This window comes from Nitrospira sp. Kam-Ns4a (assembly GCF_965152595.1).
The window spans coordinates 2,867,589-2,886,234 of the sequence record NZ_OZ224218.1; the positions used below are offsets into that span (position 1 = coordinate 2,867,589).

Sequence of the window (18,646 nt, forward strand, 5' to 3'; positions counted from 1 at the left end):
AGCCGGCGCCCGCCCCGCGCCGGCGGAGGCTCACATGACGACACGCCGCCGCCCCGCCGCTGCCCTGTCCAGCCCGCAGGTGGCCCTGCAAGCGCTCCCGATTCCTGTGGGCCTCCTGGACTGGCAGGGCCGGCTGGTCTTCCGGAACCAGGCCTGGACCGAGCTCGCGCAGGAGACCGACCATCCTTTCCTGACCGCGACCCGTCCCGGCGGCCACTACCTCAAGGCCTGCCGGCGGGCGGCGAATCACGACGAGGAAAACCTTGAGCAGGCGCTGGCTGGCATCCAGGCCGTGCTGGACGGCGCCAAGGCATCGTTCTCCTGCGACTTCTCTCTGATCTCCTTCCGCCGCGAGGAGGAGCGGTGGTTCACGCTGATGGCGTCCCCGCTGCCCGGAAAGCGCCGCAGCGGCGTCCTGCTCTGGCACGTGGACATCACCGAGCGCAAGCGCGCCGAAGACGCGTTTCGCCGCGCGCGCGTGGAGACTGGGCGCGCCCGCGCGCGACTCCGGGACCTGTACCAGAGCCTACCGATCGGCTTGCTGATCCTGAACCGTGACCTGGTCGTCGAAGGCCTGACGCCGCCGTTCGCCGAGCTGACCGGGCGCCCGGTCGAGGCGCACCTCGGCCGGCGTCTGTCCGACCTCTTCCCGCCCGCGCGCTGGGCCAAACTCCGGCCGGTCTGCGAGCACGTGCTGGCCACCGGCGAACCCTCCCGCAGCCTGGAGGAAGAGGTGTCGGACGCGCGCGTCCCTGGCCGGACGCGGTTCCTCCGCTGGGAGTGCTTCCCCGACCGGCAATCGGATGGCTCTATCCGCGGGGTGCTGGCCGTGGTGCAGGACCAGACGGAGCACAAGCACACCCTCCTCGCGCAGGCGCAACAGCTCCGGGAGCTGGAGGCCCGGAACCGGGAGCTGGACCAGATGGCGATCCGGGATCCGCTCACCGGCCTGTACAACCGCCGGTTTTTCGACGAGGCGGTGAACCGGGAGTGGGGGCGCTTTCAGCGGAGCGGCGAGGGGTTCACGGTCATGATCATGGACATTGACGCGTTCAAGCTGATCAACGACCGCTACGGGCACGAGGCAGGCGACCTGGCGCTCCAGCAGGTGGGCGCGGTGCTGCGCTCGTCGCTGCGGGAGAGCGACCTGGTGGCGCGCGTGGGCGGGGACGAGTTTGCGGCACTGCTGCCGCGCACGGAAGGGGAGCGCAGTCGGCCGGTGGTGGAGAAGCTGGAGCGGGCACTCCGGCACGTGTCGGTCACCACCCCGGCGGGCACCATTCCGGTGCACCTGAGCCTGGGGGCCGCCACCGTCCCGGGGGCCCCGCCGATCCACTCGGCCGCGGAGCTCCTGCGGGTCGCCGATAAGCGCATGTACGAGGCCAAACGCCGGGGCTTAGCCGGAGAGCCCGACCTTCACTGAGTCGGCCGGCGCGCCGGCCTTCTCCTCTTTGACGATCTGGACGCTCTTGATGGACCGCGGGTCGGCCTCGTGGACGATCAGCCGGCAGGGGCCGATGCGGACCTCCTCGCCGACCGCCGGGATGCGCCCCAGCTCCTCCTGAATGAGCCCGCTGATCGTGTGCGCGTCCTCGCCGAGACTGACTTTCAGGAACTCGTTGATCCGCCGGACCTCGGTCCGGCCGTGGACGAGGATCTGGTTCTTCCCGATGCGCTTGATCAGCTCCTCAGTGATATCGGTCTCGTCCATGATCTCGCCGACCACCTCCTCCAGCAGGTCCTCGAGGGTTACGAGTCCCATGATGCCCCCGAACTCGTTCACCACGATCGCCATGTGCCGCTTCTCCTGCTGGAACTGCTTCATCAGGTCGTCGGCGGGCTTGCTGCGGGGCACGAAGAGCGGGGGAGTCGCAATGTCCTTCAGCCGCACGTCGCTCCGGCCCTGCGCCAGCTCCATGAGCGCCCTGGTCTTGTAGAGGATGCCCGTGATGTTGTCCAGAGTGCCCTCGTAGACCGGAATCCGGGAATACTTGGAGGTGAAGAGCTGATCCTGCACGTCCTGCAGGCGCAGGTTGCCGTCCAGGGCGAACATATAGATGCGCGGCGTCATCGCGTCTTCCGCAGTAATGTCGTTGAGCTGGAAGACGTTCTTGATCATCTTGACCTCTTCGGTCTCGATCACGCCGGCCTTGCCCCCGACGTCCAACATGATCTTCAACTCTTCCTCGGTTACGAAGGGCACGGTCAGGCCCTTGCCTCCCGTGATCTTGTCAATCATCGGCTCCAGGACGAGGAGCACCGGCTTGAGGAGAAACTCGATCCAATAGATTGGGTAAGCCATCGTGAGCACGACTGCCACCGCGTGCTTGGCCGCGAGCGTCTTCGGGACGATGTCGCTGAAGACCAGCATCATGAACGTCAGGACGCCGGTCGCGATCGCGACTGCCTCGGAGCCGAACAGGCGAATGGTCAGGATCGTCGCGAACGAGGCCGCGCCGATGTTGACCAGGTTGTCCGCGATCATGATCGTGGAGAGCAGCCGCTGGGGGTTGCTCCGCAGGTGGAGCGCCATCGAGGCCCGCCGGCTCCCGGTCTCCACGAGCGCCCGCAGCCGGGTCTCGTTGACCGAGAAGAACCCGATCTCGGCGGCCGAAATGACGGCTGAGAGAAAGATCAGGGTTGCGAGCACCAGGAGATCCATAGACGTCCGTCAGTTGCGGCTGGAATGCGACAGGGCTGGCCGGGACGGCACCGGTTGCGGTCGAGGCCCGGGCAGCAGAGGCCAAGGAAGGAGAAGCCAGGTCCGGGGGAGACTGGGTCCTATCGGGCCGCCGTCATCCATGCGGGAATACTTCTACCACAGCCGCGGCGTCTGGGCAACTCTTTATGGAACTTCTCCTGTGTAATCAAGGTGTTAAGGCGAAGAGCAGGGTCACGTATCGTCCCGCAAGACCAGCGGCTGGAGATCGAATTCGGATTCGATCCGGTCGGCCACGGCCTGGGCCTGCTCCTCCGACCAGAACTGACCGACGAGGACCCGGTACCGCCGTCCCTCAGGGAGCTCTACCGGCTGGATGCGCACCTCCGGGTAGCGACTCCGCAGGTAGCCGGCCAGCGTTTGGGCGTTGGCCAGCTCAGCGAACGAGCCTACCTGAATCCGCAGGGAGCCCAGGGCGCCGGGCCGCCCCTGGTAACCGATGACTCGCAACTCAACCTGATCGGTGCCTGCACCGACCAGGCCCAGGGTCCTCGCCGCGGCCAAGGACAGATCAAGCACCCGGCCCTTGGCGAAGGGGCCGCGATCGTTGATGCGCACGGTGACGGTCCGACCCGTGCTGAGGGAGCGGACGAGGACGAGGGAGCCGAGCGGCAGGGTGCGATGCGCGGCGGTGAGCTGGTGCATGTCGAACCGCTCGCCGTTCGCCGTCCGGTTGCCGTGGAACCCGGGACCGTACCAGGAAGCCACACCGCGCTCGATATACCCGATCGGATAGCTCCCCTGAGGCGGCGCGCTGGCGCACCCGGCCATCAGCCCCGCCACCACCCACTGGCAGAGGGCAGCCAGGCAGCGCAGCGCGGGCCTAGAACTCATCTAAGGACTTGCCCCTGAGCAGGTCCAGCGCCTTCCGGATGTTCGACACGGAGAGCACCACGATCGCCCGTCGCCCCTCGCGCGACGGGGTGCAGTAGCCGCAGCGGATATTGATTCGGGCCTGTCGCAGGTGGTCCACCACCTCGCTCAAGGCGCCCGGTTTATTCTCCAGGCTCAGGATCAACGCCTCTTCCTCCCGGAACCGAACCTTGGCTGCCTTCAGCACCGTCCGGGCCCGGTCGAGGTCGGCGACGACGAGCCGGAGGTTGCCGTGCCCCGCAACTTCCGGCGCACAAAAGGCCTTGATGTTGACTCCCGCCGAGGCCAGGATCCCGGCGACCTGCGCGAGCACACCCGGCTTGCTCTCTTCGCGAATCACCAGTTGTGTAGTCATGGGCATGGCCGCGCCCCCCTCCGCTGCAACCCGCTGCCGCCCGACAGGAGAGCACAGCCGTCCTGGCCCCGTCAAGACGTCCGGGCACGCCCTGGGCCGGAGTCCCACCTCTTAGGAGGCAGGCGGGCTTTGGCCGATTGCCTTTTCCCGTTCGGGAGGAGTAGGCTCCGGGCGAGCCAGAGCATCTCGGCCGGCCGGGCACGCTCGCGGGAACACCCGGCTGGGATTCAGCAGGCGAAGGAGCCGGTGCCGAGCCGGCCACGCCTCACGATCAGTCAGGAGTACCTATCACCATGCCCCATCGGATTTTGGTAGCCGAAGACCAAGCGGCGGCCCGCAAGGGATTGGCAGCACTGCTCACCGGCTGGGGCTATGAGGTCGAGGAGGCCTCTGACGGGGAAGAGGCCCTGGAGAAGGCCCTGGCCCTCCGGCCCTCCGTCGTCATCACCGACCTGGTGATGCCGAAGCTCGACGGCTTGGGGCTCCTCAAGGCGCTTCAGGAGGACCTCGCCTTCTCGAGCGTCATCATCCTCACCGGCCAAGGCACCATTGACACGGCCGTCTCGGCCATGAAGCAGGGCGCCTATGACTACCTGACCAAGCCCCTGGACACGGCCCGGTTGAAGGTGCTCATCGAGAAGGCGGTCGAGAAGGGCGAGGCGCTGCGCGAAGTCGCGCTCCTGCGGCGCCGGGTGAAGGAGCTGTGGGGACTCGGCCGGTTGGTCGGCACCAGCCCGCCCATGAAGGAGCTGTACCGGCTGATCGAGCTGGCCGCTCCGACCCCGGCACCCGTCCTGCTCCTCGGCGAGAGCGGGACGGGCAAGGAACTGGTGGCCCGCACGATCCACGAGCTGTCGCCCCGCCGGGACGGGCCCTTCGTCGCGATCAACTGCTCGGCGATTCCGGAGACGCTCCTGGAGAGCGAGATCTTCGGCCACGAGAAGGGGGCGTTCACCGGCGCCCTGGACCGGCGGGCCGGCTGCTTCGAGCTGGCCCACATGGGGACGATCTTCCTCGACGAGATCGCGGAGATGAGCCCCGCCATCCAAGCAAAGTTCCTCCGCATCATCCAGGACGGCACGGTCCGGCGCCTCGGGGGCAAGGCGGAGTTCAAGGTGGATGCGCGGGTCCTGGCCGCAACCAACAAGGACCCGCTGAAGGCCCTGCGGGAGGGCACCTTCCGGGAAGACCTCTACTACCGGCTCAACGTCTTCACAGTCACGCTCCCGCCCCTCCGCGAGCGGAAGGAGGACATCCCCGTGCTGGTGCAGGCCTTCCTGGAGGAATTTAACGTGAAGTACGAGAAGCGGATCGTCGCCGTGGACGAGGCAGCCCTCTCCCTGCTGATGGACCATCACTGGCCGGGCAATGTCCGGGAGCTGCGGAACGTGATCGAGCGGGCCGCCATCGCCTGCGAGGGCAGCCTGATCACGCCTCGGGTCCTCACCCTGCCGCAGACCAGGGATGCGCCCCGTCAGTCCGCCGACACCCTGACCCTGCCGGTGGGTACGACCGTCGAGGAGGCGGAGAAGCAGCTCATCCTCAAGACCCTGGACTCCGTGCGGTACAACAAGACCAGAGCCGCGGAGATCCTGGGGATCAGCTTGAAGACGCTGCACAACAAGCTCCATCGCTACGGCACCGGCGATGCGTCTCAGCCTTAGATCCAAAGAGACCCTGGCGATCACCCTCCTGACGGTGATCGTGGTGGTCACGACCTCGCTGCTGCACGTCTTCCACCTGACGCGGGTCGTCGTCCAGGACGCGCTGCACCAATCCGAGCTGATCGCCCGCCAGCTCTACGCGCAGACCGGTCATGCGCTCGCGCGCGCCGGGCCCACGGATCCCCGGCAGGCCCTCCGGCGGGACGCGGACCTGCGCAACCTCGTCGAGGCGAGCGTCGGGTATTCCCCCAACCTGCTCTATGTCCTGATCGCTGACCGTACGGGGACCGTCATCCTGCATAGCGAGCGGGACAAGGAGGGCTCCGTTGCGCCAGACCGCGCCAGGCTGGACGGGCTCCTGGATCTCAACCCTGCCCGGCGCGTCCAGGCCCTCTACGAGCCGGGCAAGATCTACGAGGCCGCGCTGCCACTGAGCCTGAACGGGGCGCCCTTCGGCACCATCCGGCTCGGCGTCGCCACTGGATTGCTGCGCCGCGAGCTGAACGCTTCGCTGACGCAGAGTCTGGCCATCGCCGGCCTCACCCTGCCGCTGGCTTGGCTCGTGGCCATGGGGCTGGCCAATCTCGCGCTCAAGCCGATTCGGCGGTTGGCGGAGGAGATGGGCCGGCTCCGCCAGGGCGAGTTCGTGTTCAGCAAGGAGCTGCTGGGCGCCGACGAAGTGGGCGAGCTGGCCGTGCAGCTCCAGCTTCTCGGCCAGGAGCTGCGTTCGGACCGGTTGAAGCTGATGGGCAGTCAGGCCCCCCTCCAGCAGGTTGTGGACCAGCTTGAAGACGGCCTCCTCCTCTGCAACCCGCAGCGGGTCGTCCTCTTCTACAACAAGGCCGCCGAGCCCATCATGGGCCGGCCGCTGGAACAGAGCCTCGGACAGTCCCTGGAGGCCATGCTGCCGGAGGCGCACCCGCTCCGGGCGATGCTGGACCGCGCCTTCGCGCTCCGCGCGAGCGTGCGCAACGCCACGCTCGCGCTCACCACCGACGCGGGCCCGAAAGAGTTCCTCGTCTCCGTGTTCTTCGTCGCGGACGCCCAACGCGGCATGGGCGCCATGGTCCTCTTCAAGGACCTGGACTCGATCAAGACCGTGCAGTCACTGATCAGCTATTCGGCCAAGCTGACGGCGCTGGGGCGCTTGACCTCCGGCGTCGCCCACGAGGTCAAGAACCCGCTGAACGCCATGATGATCCACCTCGAGCTGTTGCGCGAGCAGCTCGGGGCGGCGCCGGACCAGGTCCGGCAGAGCCTCGACGTGCTGGCGAGCGAGATCCGACGACTCGATCGGGTCGTCCAGGGGTTTCTCAAATTCATCCGCCCCCAGGAGCTCACGATCAAGCCACTGGCGATCGAGCCGCTGTTGCAGCATCTGGTGACCCTGCTGAAAGCCGAATGGGAGAAGGCGGGCATCACGTTCTCGTTCCGGACTGACCCCTCCCTGCCCGCGGTCCCAGGGGACGAGGCGCTGCTCCAGCAGGCGTTCCTGAACATCCTCCAGAACGCCTGTCAAGCCATGCCGGACGGGGGCGTCGTCACGCTCGCCGTCGAACGGGACCAGGCGGACTGGGTGAAGGTCAGCATCGCCGACACGGGGGTCGGCATCCCGGCGGAGGACCGCGACAAGATCTTCACCCTGTACTACTCGACCAAGCCCGACGGCAGCGGGATCGGCCTGTCGCTGGTCTATCGCATCGTCCAGCTCCATGATGGTAGCATTGAGGTCCAGTCCGAAGTCGGGCGCGGGACGACGATCATCGTGCGACTGCCCCTGCGGTAGTGGCGAGTCTGCCGGGACGGTGAGCCAGATGCGCCTCCTGTTCTGGACAATCCTGTTGGTGGGGGTCACCGCCGGCTGCGCGGCCGATAAGCCCGAGGCGGTGCCGCCACCTCGCCAGACTGCCCCGCCTCCCTCGTCGGTCCGGCCGACCCCGCCCGCAGCGATTCCCGCTCCGGGGCGGGACCAGCCGCTCAAGAAGCGGCTGCCGCCTCCAGTCCTCGCCCCCCAGGTGAGCCACGATCAGGAGCGGGAACTGACCCAGGAGGCGCGGGCCAGGATCGCGCGCGTCGAGGAGACAGTAGCCGGCTTAGACCCCGAGACACTGCCCGCTGAGGACCGAGAAACGCTCGGCACCATCCAGACCTTCCTGGCCAAGGCCAAGGCCGCCCTTGCGGAAAAGGACTTTCCACGAGCGATCAACCTCGCGGAGAAGGCCAAGGTGCTGGCGGACGACCTCTCCAACGGCCGGCGCTGACAGGTGCCCCTGACGGAACCTTGTAAGCTTGGTGCCGCGGCGCAGGAATGTCTTGTAGGAACCTCTCTGTAGGGCCCGGCACACGGACCTAAGTCCCAGACAATCAAGGACTTTCCAGGAGAACACCGCTGAACTGCCATGGCACAGACTCTGCTAAGGCTTAGGTCTTGATGAGACGGCCCTTGGAGAAGCTGGTCAAGTCGTTGCGCCGCACGGGGCTCTTGGTCCCTGTGAGGCCCCCTCTGTCCCGAGCGGGGGTGAAGCGCATCCTCGTAGTGGACGACGACCAGCATAGTCGGGAAGGACTCCGGACCTCCCTCCTGCGCACAGGTGCGGAGGTGGAGTCGGCCGCGGACGCCTGGGAGGCGCTCCGACTGATCAAGGTCGGCCAGTTCGACGTGGCGATCCTCGACCTGGACCTTCCCCCCGTGCATGGCGTCGAGATCAGCGGATGGGACCTCGTCCGCATTCTGCGGGCCTACAGCCCCTCGGCCGCGATCCTCCTCGTCAGCGCCGAGAGCGGCGAGGCCGCGCGCGCAGAGGCCCGGCAACTTGGTGTCGCCGAACTCCTGGAGAAACCGATCAACCTTGCCTACCTGAAAGCGGTCATCCAATCGTTGATCGCCTGACCGGGCTCCTTCCCAGGTCGCCGTCTCCTGGGCACACCCCTACGTCTTGGTGGTGTGCGGAGAATTCATGTCGGTGTAAATTTTACCGGCCGCCGCCCAGGGTCCAGGGAAACCCCGGATACGCCTCTTTCCATCGAAGTCACGTGCAACCTTGTGATCCACCAGTTCTATTTCCGAGTCTCGCCGGGCTGGTCTGCTCCTTGCTCCCGCTCTAAGCTAAGCGGTCCAGACAGCCGGGGACAGCCCTAACCGGTTCGAAAGTGAGCAGGGGTGACAGGAGGTGTCGCATGAGAAGGCTCATCGGGTTCGTGGCCCTCGTGTTGTTAGTGAGCATTGGGCCGGCCGGCGGGACAGTTGTCCGGGCCGCCGACCCGGCGGCCGGCACCTGGACCGCCGGCGGTGCCATTGGGTTTTTGGGCAACGCACCGGACAACACAGCCTTCGCGCTCAACCTGCACGTGGACCGGTTCTTGAACCAACACGTCTCCGTCGGGCCTCTGCTCCAGATGGCCTTCACCGGGGACATGACCCAGACCGGACTCTCTGGCCAGGGCAAGTACTGGCTGGACCTGCCGGGGACGTCGAACCGGCTGAAGCTGGTCATGCAGGCGGGCATCGGGTTCGTCCATTCGGACTTCCGCAACTCCGATACTTCCTGGCTCATCCCGCTCGGGGTGGGGCTCGACTACAAGGTGGACGAGACGGTCACGCTCACGTCCACGTTCCTGCTCAACTTCACCGACCTCGACACGGGTCGCGGGACTGGCTCGAGCGTGATGCCGGGGCTCACGTTCGGCGTCCGCTTTTAGGAAGGCACGCGCATCGAACCGACAACCAGGGAGCCCACGATGAGAATCAGCGCGAAGGGCCGGAGCGTCAGTCGAGCCGCCGTCGCCGCCGCGGCCGGGCTCGCGCTGCTCGCGAGCCCGGCCTGCTACGGCCCCTTCAATCTGACCCGCACCATCTACCGGTGGAACGGGCAGCTCGAAGGAACGAAGGACATTCCAGCTAAGTGGATGCGGGAGGGGGTTTTTGTGGCATTGGTCCTGATCCCCGTCTATCCCTTCTCGCTGGTCATTGACGCCCTGTTCTTCAATTCCGTGGAGTTCTGGACCGGCGAGAATCCGATCAAGGTCAGCCGCACGGGCGAAGGGGAGGGTCTCGTCATCACGATCGGCGAGACCGTGATCACCGCGTCCGCCGCCCGCGAGGGCGAGGCAGTTCCGGTCGCCTACAGCCGGAATGGACAGGTGTTTGCCCGAGGCACGATCCACGTCGAGGGAGACCGGTACTCCCTTCGGGACGAGCAGGGCCAGGTGCTGGTCTCGGCGGAGCTCGCGCCGACGGGTGCGGTGTTGCTCGTTGATCGGGACTGCCGGCTGCTGGGCGCCGTGTCGGCTGACCAGGTCGGCCGCGCCGTCGATAGGCTGGCTACACGCGAGGGCAGCGCACCCACGGGGTAACGCCTCTGGGGGAATCACGACCCGGCTGAAGAGGCAGGCGGGTGGAGCGGCTGCCGAGTCACGTGAATCGAGTGGCCCGGTTCAACAGCGACCAGACCATGGACCGCAGGCACTCGCCGTGACCGGGGGGCGTCATGAAGCCGCTGAGCAGCACAGGAGGCACGAGCCGCTGGCGGCTTGCGGTCGCCGGTGTCCTGGCCGCCGCCCTGCTCCTCTACAGCTTCTTCCTCTGGCTCACCGTCGAGCTGCCAACGGAGGACGCACGCCGACCGCTGCTCATGTACGCCGCCCCCACCTGGATCGGTCCAGGAACGGATCTGGCGTCCAGCCATCTGGCCACAAGGCTGGCGCGGCTCGGCTATCGCCGGGTCCCTCGGGACGTCCGCGCGCCCGGCGAGTACCGCCTCACGCCAGCCGTCTTGGACCTTTACCTGCGGACGGACCCCTCGCGCGCCGGGCCTGCGGAGCCGGTCCGCCTGTCGCTCGATGGGGAACGGGTCGCCCGGCTGTCCACGCTCCCGCTGGATGAAGAACTCCCGTCCATCTCGCTGGAACCGGAGCTGCTGAGCGGGCTCGAGGACGGCGCGCGCCAGGTCCGCCGCTGGAGGCCCCGGTCCGCCTTTCCAGAGCCGGTGGTCGCGGCGGTGCTCGCGGCTGAGGACCATCGGTTTTACGCGCATATCGGGGTGGACCCGCTCGCGATAGCCCGTGCCCTCCTCGCCAACCTGCGGCACGGGGCGGTGCGTCAGGGCGGGAGCACGATCACCCAGCAGCTTGCCAAGAACCTCTATTACGGTCGCCAGCGAACCCTGGCCCGCAAGGTCCAGGATTCGCTGGCCGCGCTCATCCTGGAGCGAAAATACGGCAAGGACCACATCCTGGAGGCCTATCTGAACGAGATCTACCTGGGCCAGATCGGGCCGGTCGCAATCTACGGAATGGCGGAAGCGGCCGAGCGCTACTTCGGGAAGCCAGTCGAGACCCTCACCCTGCCGGAAGCGGCACTCCTCGCGGGCATGATCAAGGCGCCGAACACCTATTCGCCACTGCGGGACAAGCGGCTCGCCGTCCAGCGGCGCAACCAGATTCTCCAGCGCCTCCGGGAACTGGGCTGGATCACCGAGCCGGCCTACCGAGCCGCGGTTACAACCCCGCTCCGCCTCGCCCCGAGGATCGAGGGCCTGGCTCACGGCTCCCACTTCCTCGACTATGTGCTCCACCTGGTGGAGGCGACCCAGCCCACCGCGCTCTCCGCCGGCGCCCGGATTGATACGACGCTGGACCCGGTGCTCCAGCAGCTCGCCGAGGAGGCCGTCGCCCAAGGGCTCGCGCGGCTGGAGGCCCGCTTTCCGGCGCTGAGACACCGGGCATGGCCACTCGAAGGCGCGCTCGTCGCCCTGGACCCGCGACGCGGCCACCTCCTCGCCATGGTGGGCGGGCGGGACTACGCCAAGAGCCAGTTCAACCGGGCCGTGCAGGCCCGGCGCCAGGCCGGCTCGCTGCTGAAGCCCTTCGTGTATCTAGCGGCGTTCGAGGCAGGCCTAGAGGCACCGGAAGGCGCCGTGACCCCCGCGACCCTGGTCAGCGATACGCCGATCTCCTTCGACGCGGGACCGGTCGTGTGGAGCCCGCAGAATTACGACCGGCAATTCCACGGGGAGGTCACGGTCCGGACAGCTTTGGAGCAGTCGCTGAACGTGCCGGCGGTCCGGGTGGCTCAGACCGTCGGGCTCAAGCGGCTCGTCGCCCTGCTCCGCGCGCTGGGCCTGACGGCTCCGCTGGAGGAGAACCTCGCGCTGGCCCTCGGCGCGGCGGAGGTCTCCCTGTTGGAGATCACCGCCGCCTACGGGGCGCTCGCGCAGGGGGGCCTCTACGTGGCGCCCACTGGCCTGCAGGCGATCCGCCTGCCGACCGGTGAGCCCCTGCTACCGGACGTCCAAGACCGCCGCCAGGCGGTCTCGCCCCAGGCCGCCTACCTGGTGACCGCGCTGCTCAAGGGCGTCGTGGACCGGGGAACGGCGGCCGGAGCGAGGACGCTGGGGCTTGCGAGCATCGTCGCGGGAAAGACGGGCACGACCGACGGCGAGCGGGACGCTTGGTTCGTCGGCTATACGCCGGCCCTGGTCATCGGGGTCTGGGTCGGCTTCGACGATGGCACGCCGCTGCACCTCACCGGGGCCCAGGCGGCGCTGCCGATCTGGGTCGCCTTCGCGCGGCGCGTGCTCCCGCCCGACTCAGCAGATTTTCCCGTGCCCGCAGGGATCGTCGCCCGCAACATTGATCCGGCCAGCGGTCAGTTAGCCACAGCGGGCTGTCCGGAGGCGATCGAGGAAGTCTTCATCGAGGGCACCGAGCCGAAGGACTATTGCCCCCTCCACGGCAGGAGCTTCTGGGATCGCCTGCGGCGGAGCCTGGGACTTTAGCCGCTAGCCTCGAGCCCCTCGCCCCGGGCCTACTGCCTGTATCCGTATAGCCAGCGGGCGGTCGTCCGCCCGACGTTCCGGACCGAGTGGCGAACGCGAGCCGGAATCAGGACCTCCTCGCCAGGCTTCGGGCGGATCGTTCGCCCGAGGAACTCCACCTCGAGCTCCCCCTCAAGCACCAGGAGCAGCTCGTCCGCCTCGTGGACATAGTCTTTCCAGACCTGGCCCGGCGGATCCACCCAGAGGCCGCAACTGAACCCGCGGGCGTTCCAGTCCCGCTGGATCTGCCAGCGATCCACTCTCGCGACCAGCATGGCCCCTCTCCGTCGCTCCGTTATCAGATCCGCAAGGCTTCGCCGGCGAGGACATACTGTACAGGCCGTTCGGCCTTCACGCCGGCCCCCAGGGCCAGGTGTTGGGCGGCGGTCCGACGCCCCTTCGGCACGAACAGATAGAACGGGACGCCCAGGGCAGCATGGTCCTGCCATCGGCGCCCTGTATCCGCAGCCGCCAGCGATGTCTCACTCTCCACCTCCCCGATCCATTCGATCACCCGCCGGCCGGAGTCCTCTCGCCAGACGACGATATCCGGCTCGCCGATCCGCGCCCCGGACGACCGGCTTCGTTCCCCATCCGTCGTGATCGCGACGTGCCGCGCCACCGCCCGTGCCCAGCGCTGGGCCACGAGGCTGACGACCTGATCATGCGCCGACTCGATGCCGACGTCGCGAACCAGACCGTCATGACAGCGCCCCGACGATCGCCGACGACCGGGCAGGCATGGGGGCCGCTGGCGCCTGCAGCAGCTCCCGCACCTTCTCCGCCAGCGTCTCGGGAAAGAACGGCTTTTGCAGAAACCCGGCGCCCTGCGCGGCTAGGCGGGATGGCAGATCTTCCCTGTCGCTGTACCCGGACATATAGAGCACCTTGATCCCCGGCCTGGCAGCGATGACCCGATCGACCAGCTCCGGCCCCGTCATGCCCGGCATCCGGACATCCGCCAGCAGCAGGTGGACCAGGCCTCCGTGCCGTTCCAGACAGCGCAGGGCCTCCTCGCCGCTCCCCGCCTCCAGGACCTCGTATCCCTCCAGCACGAGCACCTCGCGGACCAGCCACCGCACCAGCGGCTCATCGTCCACGAGGAGGATCGTCCTTGCGTCCATATGTGTCTCTTCGTCTCCTTACTCAGTCCTGCGGTTGGATGGGTCAGCCTGCTTCGCTCACGTGCGCCAGCTCGACTGCACTAAGCATCCCCGCTGCTCGCCTCCGCAACTCGCTGGCTTCCCGCTTCTCGAAGCCAGCTTCAAACAGTGCTCAGCGCGGCTGAGAAGCAGCCGCAGCGGCTCGCTAAGTCGCGGTAAGACCAAGCCACCTCACCGTCTCGGCGGCATGCGAAAACGTGACGCTCCTTATTCGTCGCGTCGCGCACCCTCCGCCTACGCGAGTCGCCACGCAGGCTGACCCATCCCATCCGGGCGACACCCATACAATTGCCGGAACAGCCAAAACCTGTGACGTGGCTTGACGAGACCTTGTAATGCTCCCCGTTTGTCAAGACACTTTTTCTGGTGCTGAGAGTGAGTCATCCTACGCAGCGGCTTGTGCCGTCTCCTGCTCGCCGAGCATCGCCTCGAACTCCCGCGGGCTCCGATAGCCCAGAGCCGAATGCACGTAGCGCTCGTGGTCCTCCACCGTGATCCAATGGCGGATCGCCGCCCGCGCGCCTGCTCCAGGCTCGTGAACTCCTGCAGCCAGAGCAGCTCTTCTTTGATCGTCCGCATCAGGCGTTCTGTCTCGGCATTGCCCTTGGGATTGTCGTAGCTGGTGAAGACCTGCTCGATCCCCAAGACGCTCATGGCGGCCATGAAGCCAGTCGCGGTGGGCTGGCTCCCGTTGTCGGAGACCAGCTTTAAGCCGGCTCCCCGGACCCCGTTCGGGCATGCGGCTTGGACCGCCTGGGCCAGCGCGGCCTCCCACTCCTGCCGGCGGCGGCGGAGAGCCAGGTCCCAGCCGACGATCTGCTTGGTGTCCCAGGCCAGGACCACGACTAGGGACGCCCAACCCAGGGTAGGGATCAGGCACGTCGTCCTGTCGAGGCCCCAATCCTGCCGGGGCCGAGTGGCCTGGGGCTTGGCCTTGGGCGTCCGCGTCGCCCTATGGCGCGCCCGCTTGACCGTCCAGCCCGCTTCCCGCCTCAGCCGATAGATCCGCTTCTTGTTGACCAGGAGGCCCTCCCGATCCCGGAGCCAGGCCCAGACCCGCCGATCGCCCCAGAAGGGATGGGCCTGGCTGATCGGCCGGATCCGCGCCAGCAGCGCCTCATCAGAGGGATTCGGCCCGGCCGCCGGGACCGGCCGCTCGTGCCGAGCCGCCTAGGAGCCACGGCGACTCACGCCCACCAGCCGGCAGGCACCCGCGACCGACCACCCCGCCTCGCGCCACGCGTCCACCAGGATCACCGCCTCCCGACCAACTCGTCCGGTTGTTTGACCAGCTCAATGGCCACGGCCTGCTTGCCGATGAGCCGCTGCAGCTGCTCGATCTCCCGCTTGAGCGCTTCCTCACCAGCGGGGAGCCCGTTGGTCAAAGCCCGCTGGCCCCCTTCCAGGAAGCGATCCCGCCACTGGTCGTACGGGGTCTGGGCAATCTGGTGCTCCCGACAGATCTCGGCCACCGGCTTGGTCCCTTTGATCCCTTCCAGCACGATGGCCCGTTGCTCTTCCGCGGTCCAGTGACGCCCCTTCATGTTGGACACCTCCTCGTTGAGTGATCCAATCCCTTCCCACTCACTCTCCAAAGTGTCCACTCCTTCAGGGGAGCAGTATAACCTGTTCATCATGGCCAGGCTCGTGCACCACGTCCAACCCGGACAGGGAAACCTCCTATGAGAGCACCAGCCATCCATCACAAGCATCTCTGGCGCGATGAGGGTGAGCTTGAGAAGTTTTCCTGTGACATGCGCTGCCTGATCATCGACACGAAGTTTCACATTGGTTAGTTGAACGCCATGTTGAACGAAGAGAGCGTCATGGTCTACGGAACCCAACGCCGAACTTCACGGCTTTTCTTCAGGTATGCGATACGAGGACGATCTCCCACTACGGGCGGTAGCAATATCAGCGGTCGCAATGCTGCAACAAAACTGTCCATTCCATCGTCGTGCCCTATGCTTACCAGACGTTCCCTTTCCCTTGCACTTACGATGACCTTGTAATCGTCGGAGACATCAACAATTGCTCGATCATATGCCTCGTGGTGCAGCACGCACAGAGCTAACCCATTACAGGTCTCGTCTGTACTTCCAGGAGCTCGTACGGGAACAATGTGTGCAGCCTCAACAAGATCCATTTGCAGCCCACACATCGCGCACCGATAGCTGTAGCTGTTAAGAACACGTTCCTTGAAAGAGGTGTCTCGCAGATTTCGTAATATCGAGGCGAATGCCTTCCTGCGGACCGTGGTGACATTCTGTAAATCCGATTCGTTCAAGGTCAGCGGATTCTCGGCGACCGCCTTAAGAACATCAAGATCGGTTTTCACCTTACCGGCATCGTGCAGGTTCTCCAGCGAACGCACATACTCGCAGAAGAAGCTTGGTTTGAAAGCAATAGCGACTTCTCGGTTGCCCTTGTCGCAGGGTGAAAAGCCCCTCTGGTAGGCATCTCGAAGAAATGCCTCTCTTATCTGGATGGAAGGCGATGCACCTAGCAGACCGGAATGTTTCCGATAATCGAAACCGGCAAATACCTCGGCTTCGTCCCACCATCCGAGAATAAGAGTCTTCCCACCTGGCTCAGGTTCAAACCTCGCAACACCCGTAATCTGAATCCTGTATTCATCGAGAGGGCGAGCAGCCCCTCCGCCATGGGTTAAGTTCCAAATGTAGACCCGAGAAGTATAGGCCTCACTGTCATTGTAAATTCGAATCCGAAACGGGTGGCTAGAGGTTATTACCGGGAGCGCAAAATACTTGACGCCTTTCACTCAGCCGCATAGCGGACCGCAGGGTGATGGAAGAAGGATTGCACCACGGCCGGCATGCGCTGGGTGCTGCGAAGATAGCGACGGACGTTGACCGCCAGCTCATCTGCGTCCTGGGGCGGCCGACGGCCCAGCGCGTTGGTCTTGACGTCTTGGTTCAGATATTCGTCGGGATTCAGTTCCGGGCTGTAGGGTGGCAGGAAGAACAGACGCAGCCGATCGCGGTGACGGTGGAGCCACCGCTGGGTGACAGCCGCGGTATGCACGGGATGCCCATCCACAATCAGAAAGACCGGATGCCTCACGTGCCGGAGCAAGCGGTGGCAGAATCGGAGGAAGACTCGTGCGGTGAAGCGATGCCGGAACACCATAAAGTACAACCGGCCGCGATTGGTGATGGCCGAGATCATGTTGCAGCGAAAGCGCCGACCGGGGCCACGGATCACCGGGGTCTGGCCGCGCTTGCCCCAACTGGTCCCCGCCTGATGATCCGAGCGCAGCCCCATCTCATCACCCCAGTAGATCTGGGCCCCCGCGCGCTTGGCCGCTGCCCGAATTCGGGGGTACTCGACCTCCAGCCAGCGTCGCACCGCCTTCGGGTCCCGCTCGTAGGCCCGTCGCAGCGGCTTCTGCGGGGTGAAGCCCCAGGCCCGCAGGTAGCGACCGACGGTCCAGACCGACAGCCGAAGCCCGTACCGGCGCGCGATCAGCTCGCCGACCGCTTCGCGGGTCCACAAGTAGAACGGCAAGTGCATCTGCTCCGGACAGCAGTGGGTCAAGGTGCGGACGACCTGGGCCGCTTGCCAGCCCTTGAGCTGGCCGCCGCGCGGTCGGCCCCGGGGTCGCGCTTTCAGCGGGTGCCGGCCCCCCCGCGCATGGCGCTTCAACCAGGTGTACAGGGCTTGCCGACTGATGCCCAAGAGCCGACAGACTTCGGCCTTGGAGCGCCCCTGCTGCTTGACAGCGGCCACGGCCTTCTCGCGCAAGACTTCTTGAGCTTCGGGCGACAGGTGCCGCGCATCCCGGGTTCGAGCACGCATGGCCACGTGATAACCATCGCCCGTCAAATGTCAAGTATTTCATGCTCCGATTAATAAGACGATGAATTGCCAACCACAAAGCTTTATTGCGGCAAGTATTTTTTCTAGAAGCTCAGACTTTTGAAGTCTGGGCATGGGACAGCAAGATTACGCAAGGCCTCAGGAGGACAACAACAATGGAAAAAGGCTGTTAGGTTCTTCGAAACGAAACCGACTTGCCAGGAGATAGTCCTCGCGGAGATCAAAGGCAATCCATTTTCGCCTTAACCTCTCCGCAACCCAACCTGTGGTATTAGACCCTGCAAACGGATCAAGAACGACATCGAAGGCATCAGTCGTGAACTTTATAAAGAACTCAGGAAACCCTGCGGGGAACCTAGCTGGGTGCGGTCTCAAACCATTCTCGCTGCACCGACGGAGGTAAGAACTGTTCGACTCGGTATTTGGAAGTTCAAGGAGGTTTGGAGGGATCGCTCCCTGGTTATCTTTCAGAAATTTCGTCGAAATATCGTGCCCGCTCGGTCGGAGCTTGGCTTTGTACCCTTTTCGCAAAAGGTGCTTCATGCTTTCACCATAAGGTCGCAAGACCTTTCGGTTGTCCGCCTTGGGATTTCTCCCCTTAGATAGCCACCAGACAACATTGACGCTGTCCTTCACTCGTATTCGCCGTACATTGACCCACTCTGCCGGTGCAGGAAGTCTGGCAGGGTTGTAGTGGAACAGTTCTTGAGCGAGGTAGAACCCCGTTTCCTTGCAAAGCCGAATCAATAACTCATACTGATAAATAGTACGCACAGGAAAACCGGGAAGATACGCCCCTCCGAGATCCAATACAAAGGAACCATCGTTTTTGAGCACCCGGTAAAAGTCTTTTGCAAACTGCATGAACCATTCTACGTATTCATCTGCGGAAAAGTTGCCATATTCCTTCTTTCGCGTTAACGCAAAAGGGGGCGAGGTTAGAATGAGGTTCACAGAGTTATCCGGAAGCTTGGACACGAGCTGCAATGCATCCCCTAGATATGCTGCTCCAAGCTCTGTTCGATAGTAGGGTACGGGCAGGTGACTGAATGGCGCAGAAGCGGTTAAGCTCACATCGCCGCTCAGAAACGGATTAAGCGATCTGCCATTCAGGTTGGCGTACTTTCTGGAGCTGCCTTTCTTTTTTCCGTTTCTTCTCATTGCATCCTGAGCCAAACCTGCGAAATTGCCTCTGCCCATAATCCCACTCCGAGTCA

Annotated in this window: 18 protein-coding genes and 1 pseudogene; 8 read left to right on the forward strand and 11 right to left on the reverse strand. The window is 65.2% G+C overall.

Annotated elements, in window-relative coordinates:
- Positions 1-34: 34 nt before the first annotated feature.
- The gene (locus ACWHYQ_RS14355; RefSeq protein ID WP_447972800.1) at positions 35-1,423 is read left to right on the forward strand and encodes a diguanylate cyclase; all 1,389 of its coding nucleotides are present in this window, start codon (positions 35-37) and stop codon (positions 1,421-1,423) included.
- Here the strand turns inward: ACWHYQ_RS14355 and ACWHYQ_RS14360 are convergent.
- From ACWHYQ_RS14360 to ACWHYQ_RS14370, 3 genes are all read right to left on the reverse strand, one after another.
- Positions 1,397-2,662 (reverse strand): hemolysin family protein, encoded by a 1,266-nt coding sequence (locus tag ACWHYQ_RS14360; protein ID WP_447972801.1) that lies wholly within the window; start codon positions 2,660-2,662, stop codon positions 1,397-1,399. The genes ACWHYQ_RS14355 and ACWHYQ_RS14360 overlap by 27 nt on opposite strands.
- A gap of 231 nt (positions 2,663-2,893) precedes the next feature.
- On the reverse strand, positions 2,894-3,553 hold the full coding sequence (locus ACWHYQ_RS14365; protein WP_447972802.1) for a septal ring lytic transglycosylase RlpA family protein: 660 nt from the start codon (positions 3,551-3,553) through the stop codon (positions 2,894-2,896).
- Positions 3,543-3,953: a hypothetical protein gene (locus ACWHYQ_RS14370; protein ID WP_447972803.1), complete on the reverse strand. Its 411-nt coding sequence runs from the start codon at positions 3,951-3,953 to the stop codon at positions 3,543-3,545. The genes ACWHYQ_RS14365 and ACWHYQ_RS14370 overlap by 11 nt, the downstream gene beginning before the upstream one ends.
- Positions 3,954-4,240: 287 nt before the next feature.
- Here ACWHYQ_RS14370 and ACWHYQ_RS14375 point away from each other — a divergent pair, with 287 nt between their 5' ends.
- The 7 genes from ACWHYQ_RS14375 (at position 4,241) to ACWHYQ_RS14405 (ending at position 12,387) form a co-directional block, all read left to right on the forward strand.
- Positions 4,241-5,611 (forward strand): sigma-54-dependent transcriptional regulator, encoded by a 1,371-nt coding sequence (locus tag ACWHYQ_RS14375; RefSeq protein ID WP_447972804.1) that lies wholly within the window; start codon positions 4,241-4,243, stop codon positions 5,609-5,611.
- A complete protein-coding gene (locus tag ACWHYQ_RS14380; RefSeq protein WP_447972805.1) occupies positions 5,595-7,397 on the forward strand; it encodes a sensor histidine kinase in 1,803 nt (600 codons plus the stop codon). Before ACWHYQ_RS14375 ends, ACWHYQ_RS14380 begins: the two co-directional genes overlap by 17 nt.
- A gap of 28 nt (positions 7,398-7,425) precedes the next feature.
- Positions 7,426-7,872 (forward strand): hypothetical protein, encoded by a 447-nt coding sequence (locus tag ACWHYQ_RS14385; RefSeq protein ID WP_447972806.1) that lies wholly within the window; start codon positions 7,426-7,428, stop codon positions 7,870-7,872.
- A gap of 170 nt (positions 7,873-8,042) precedes the next feature.
- A complete protein-coding gene (locus ACWHYQ_RS14390; RefSeq protein ID WP_447972807.1) occupies positions 8,043-8,501 on the forward strand; it encodes a response regulator in 459 nt (152 codons plus the stop codon).
- A gap of 287 nt (positions 8,502-8,788) precedes the next feature.
- Positions 8,789-9,310: a hypothetical protein gene (locus tag ACWHYQ_RS14395; protein ID WP_447972808.1), complete on the forward strand. Its 522-nt coding sequence runs from the start codon at positions 8,789-8,791 to the stop codon at positions 9,308-9,310.
- A gap of 39 nt (positions 9,311-9,349) precedes the next feature.
- Entirely contained in the window at positions 9,350-9,964 is a 615-nt protein-coding gene (locus tag ACWHYQ_RS14400; protein ID WP_447972809.1) for a DUF3332 family protein, read from the forward strand.
- Positions 9,965-10,098: 134 nt separating this feature from the next.
- Positions 10,099-12,387, forward strand: coding sequence for a PBP1A family penicillin-binding protein (locus ACWHYQ_RS14405; RefSeq protein ID WP_447972810.1), 2,289 nt, complete (start codon positions 10,099-10,101; stop codon positions 12,385-12,387).
- A 29-nt stretch (positions 12,388-12,416) separates the two neighbouring features.
- Here ACWHYQ_RS14405 and ACWHYQ_RS14410 read toward each other — a convergent pair whose 3' ends face one another.
- The 8 genes and pseudogenes from ACWHYQ_RS14410 to ACWHYQ_RS14445 form a co-directional block, all read right to left on the reverse strand.
- A complete protein-coding gene (locus tag ACWHYQ_RS14410) occupies positions 12,417-12,701 on the reverse strand; it encodes a cupin domain-containing protein (protein ID WP_447972811.1) in 285 nt (94 codons plus the stop codon).
- A 23-nt stretch (positions 12,702-12,724) separates the two neighbouring features.
- Positions 12,725-13,072: a hypothetical protein gene (locus tag ACWHYQ_RS14415; RefSeq protein WP_447972812.1), complete on the reverse strand. Its 348-nt coding sequence runs from the start codon at positions 13,070-13,072 to the stop codon at positions 12,725-12,727.
- Between the two features lie 55 nt (positions 13,073-13,127).
- Positions 13,128-13,550 (reverse strand): response regulator, encoded by a 423-nt coding sequence (locus ACWHYQ_RS14420; protein WP_447972813.1) that lies wholly within the window; start codon positions 13,548-13,550, stop codon positions 13,128-13,130.
- A gap of 1,050 nt (positions 13,551-14,600) precedes the next feature.
- A pseudogene (locus ACWHYQ_RS14425) lies at positions 14,601-14,702 on the reverse strand (IS3 family transposase); the annotation flags it as partial.
- A gap of 140 nt (positions 14,703-14,842) precedes the next feature.
- Positions 14,843-15,133, reverse strand: coding sequence for a transposase (locus ACWHYQ_RS14430; RefSeq protein ID WP_447972814.1), 291 nt, complete (start codon positions 15,131-15,133; stop codon positions 14,843-14,845).
- 287 nt (positions 15,134-15,420) lie between these two features.
- On the reverse strand, positions 15,421-16,371 hold the full coding sequence (locus ACWHYQ_RS14435; protein ID WP_447972815.1) for an HNH endonuclease: 951 nt from the start codon (positions 16,369-16,371) through the stop codon (positions 15,421-15,423).
- Positions 16,368-17,408: an IS630 family transposase gene (locus ACWHYQ_RS14440; protein ID WP_447972380.1), complete on the reverse strand. Its 1,041-nt coding sequence runs from the start codon at positions 17,406-17,408 to the stop codon at positions 16,368-16,370. The genes ACWHYQ_RS14435 and ACWHYQ_RS14440 overlap by 4 nt, the downstream gene beginning before the upstream one ends.
- Before the next feature lie 159 nt (positions 17,409-17,567).
- The gene (locus ACWHYQ_RS14445; RefSeq protein WP_447972816.1) at positions 17,568-18,629 is read right to left on the reverse strand and encodes a DNA-methyltransferase; all 1,062 of its coding nucleotides are present in this window, start codon (positions 18,627-18,629) and stop codon (positions 17,568-17,570) included.
- Positions 18,630-18,646: the final 17 nt, after the last annotated feature.

Excerpts from the sequence above, each read along its gene's own strand:
- ACWHYQ_RS14355 (WP_447972800.1), top strand. The coding sequence starts at position 35 with ATGACGACACGCCGCCGCCCCGCCGCTGCCCTGTCCAGCCCGCAGGTG.
- ACWHYQ_RS14360 (WP_447972801.1), bottom strand. The coding sequence starts at position 2,662 with ATGGATCTCCTGGTGCTCGCAACCCTGATCTTTCTCTCAGCCGTCATT.
- ACWHYQ_RS14365 (WP_447972802.1), bottom strand. The coding sequence starts at position 3,553 with ATGAGTTCTAGGCCCGCGCTGCGCTGCCTGGCTGCCCTCTGCCAGTGG.
- ACWHYQ_RS14370 (WP_447972803.1), bottom strand. The coding sequence starts at position 3,953 with ATGCCCATGACTACACAACTGGTGATTCGCGAAGAGAGCAAGCCGGGT.
- ACWHYQ_RS14375 (WP_447972804.1), top strand. The coding sequence starts at position 4,241 with ATGCCCCATCGGATTTTGGTAGCCGAAGACCAAGCGGCGGCCCGCAAG.
- ACWHYQ_RS14380 (WP_447972805.1), top strand. The coding sequence starts at position 5,595 with ATGCGTCTCAGCCTTAGATCCAAAGAGACCCTGGCGATCACCCTCCTG.
- ACWHYQ_RS14385 (WP_447972806.1), top strand. The coding sequence starts at position 7,426 with ATGCGCCTCCTGTTCTGGACAATCCTGTTGGTGGGGGTCACCGCCGGC.
- ACWHYQ_RS14390 (WP_447972807.1), top strand. The coding sequence starts at position 8,043 with ATGAGACGGCCCTTGGAGAAGCTGGTCAAGTCGTTGCGCCGCACGGGG.
- ACWHYQ_RS14395 (WP_447972808.1), top strand. The coding sequence starts at position 8,789 with ATGAGAAGGCTCATCGGGTTCGTGGCCCTCGTGTTGTTAGTGAGCATT.
- ACWHYQ_RS14400 (WP_447972809.1), top strand. The coding sequence starts at position 9,350 with ATGAGAATCAGCGCGAAGGGCCGGAGCGTCAGTCGAGCCGCCGTCGCC.
- ACWHYQ_RS14405 (WP_447972810.1), top strand. The coding sequence starts at position 10,099 with ATGAAGCCGCTGAGCAGCACAGGAGGCACGAGCCGCTGGCGGCTTGCG.
- ACWHYQ_RS14410 (WP_447972811.1), bottom strand. The coding sequence starts at position 12,701 with ATGCTGGTCGCGAGAGTGGATCGCTGGCAGATCCAGCGGGACTGGAAC.
- ACWHYQ_RS14420 (WP_447972813.1), bottom strand. The coding sequence starts at position 13,550 with ATGGACGCAAGGACGATCCTCCTCGTGGACGATGAGCCGCTGGTGCGG.
- ACWHYQ_RS14430 (WP_447972814.1), bottom strand. The coding sequence starts at position 15,133 with ATGAAGGGGCGTCACTGGACCGCGGAAGAGCAACGGGCCATCGTGCTG.
- ACWHYQ_RS14440 (WP_447972380.1), bottom strand. The coding sequence starts at position 17,408 with ATGCGTGCTCGAACCCGGGATGCGCGGCACCTGTCGCCCGAAGCTCAA.
- ACWHYQ_RS14445 (WP_447972816.1), bottom strand. The coding sequence starts at position 18,629 with ATGGGCAGAGGCAATTTCGCAGGTTTGGCTCAGGATGCAATGAGAAGA.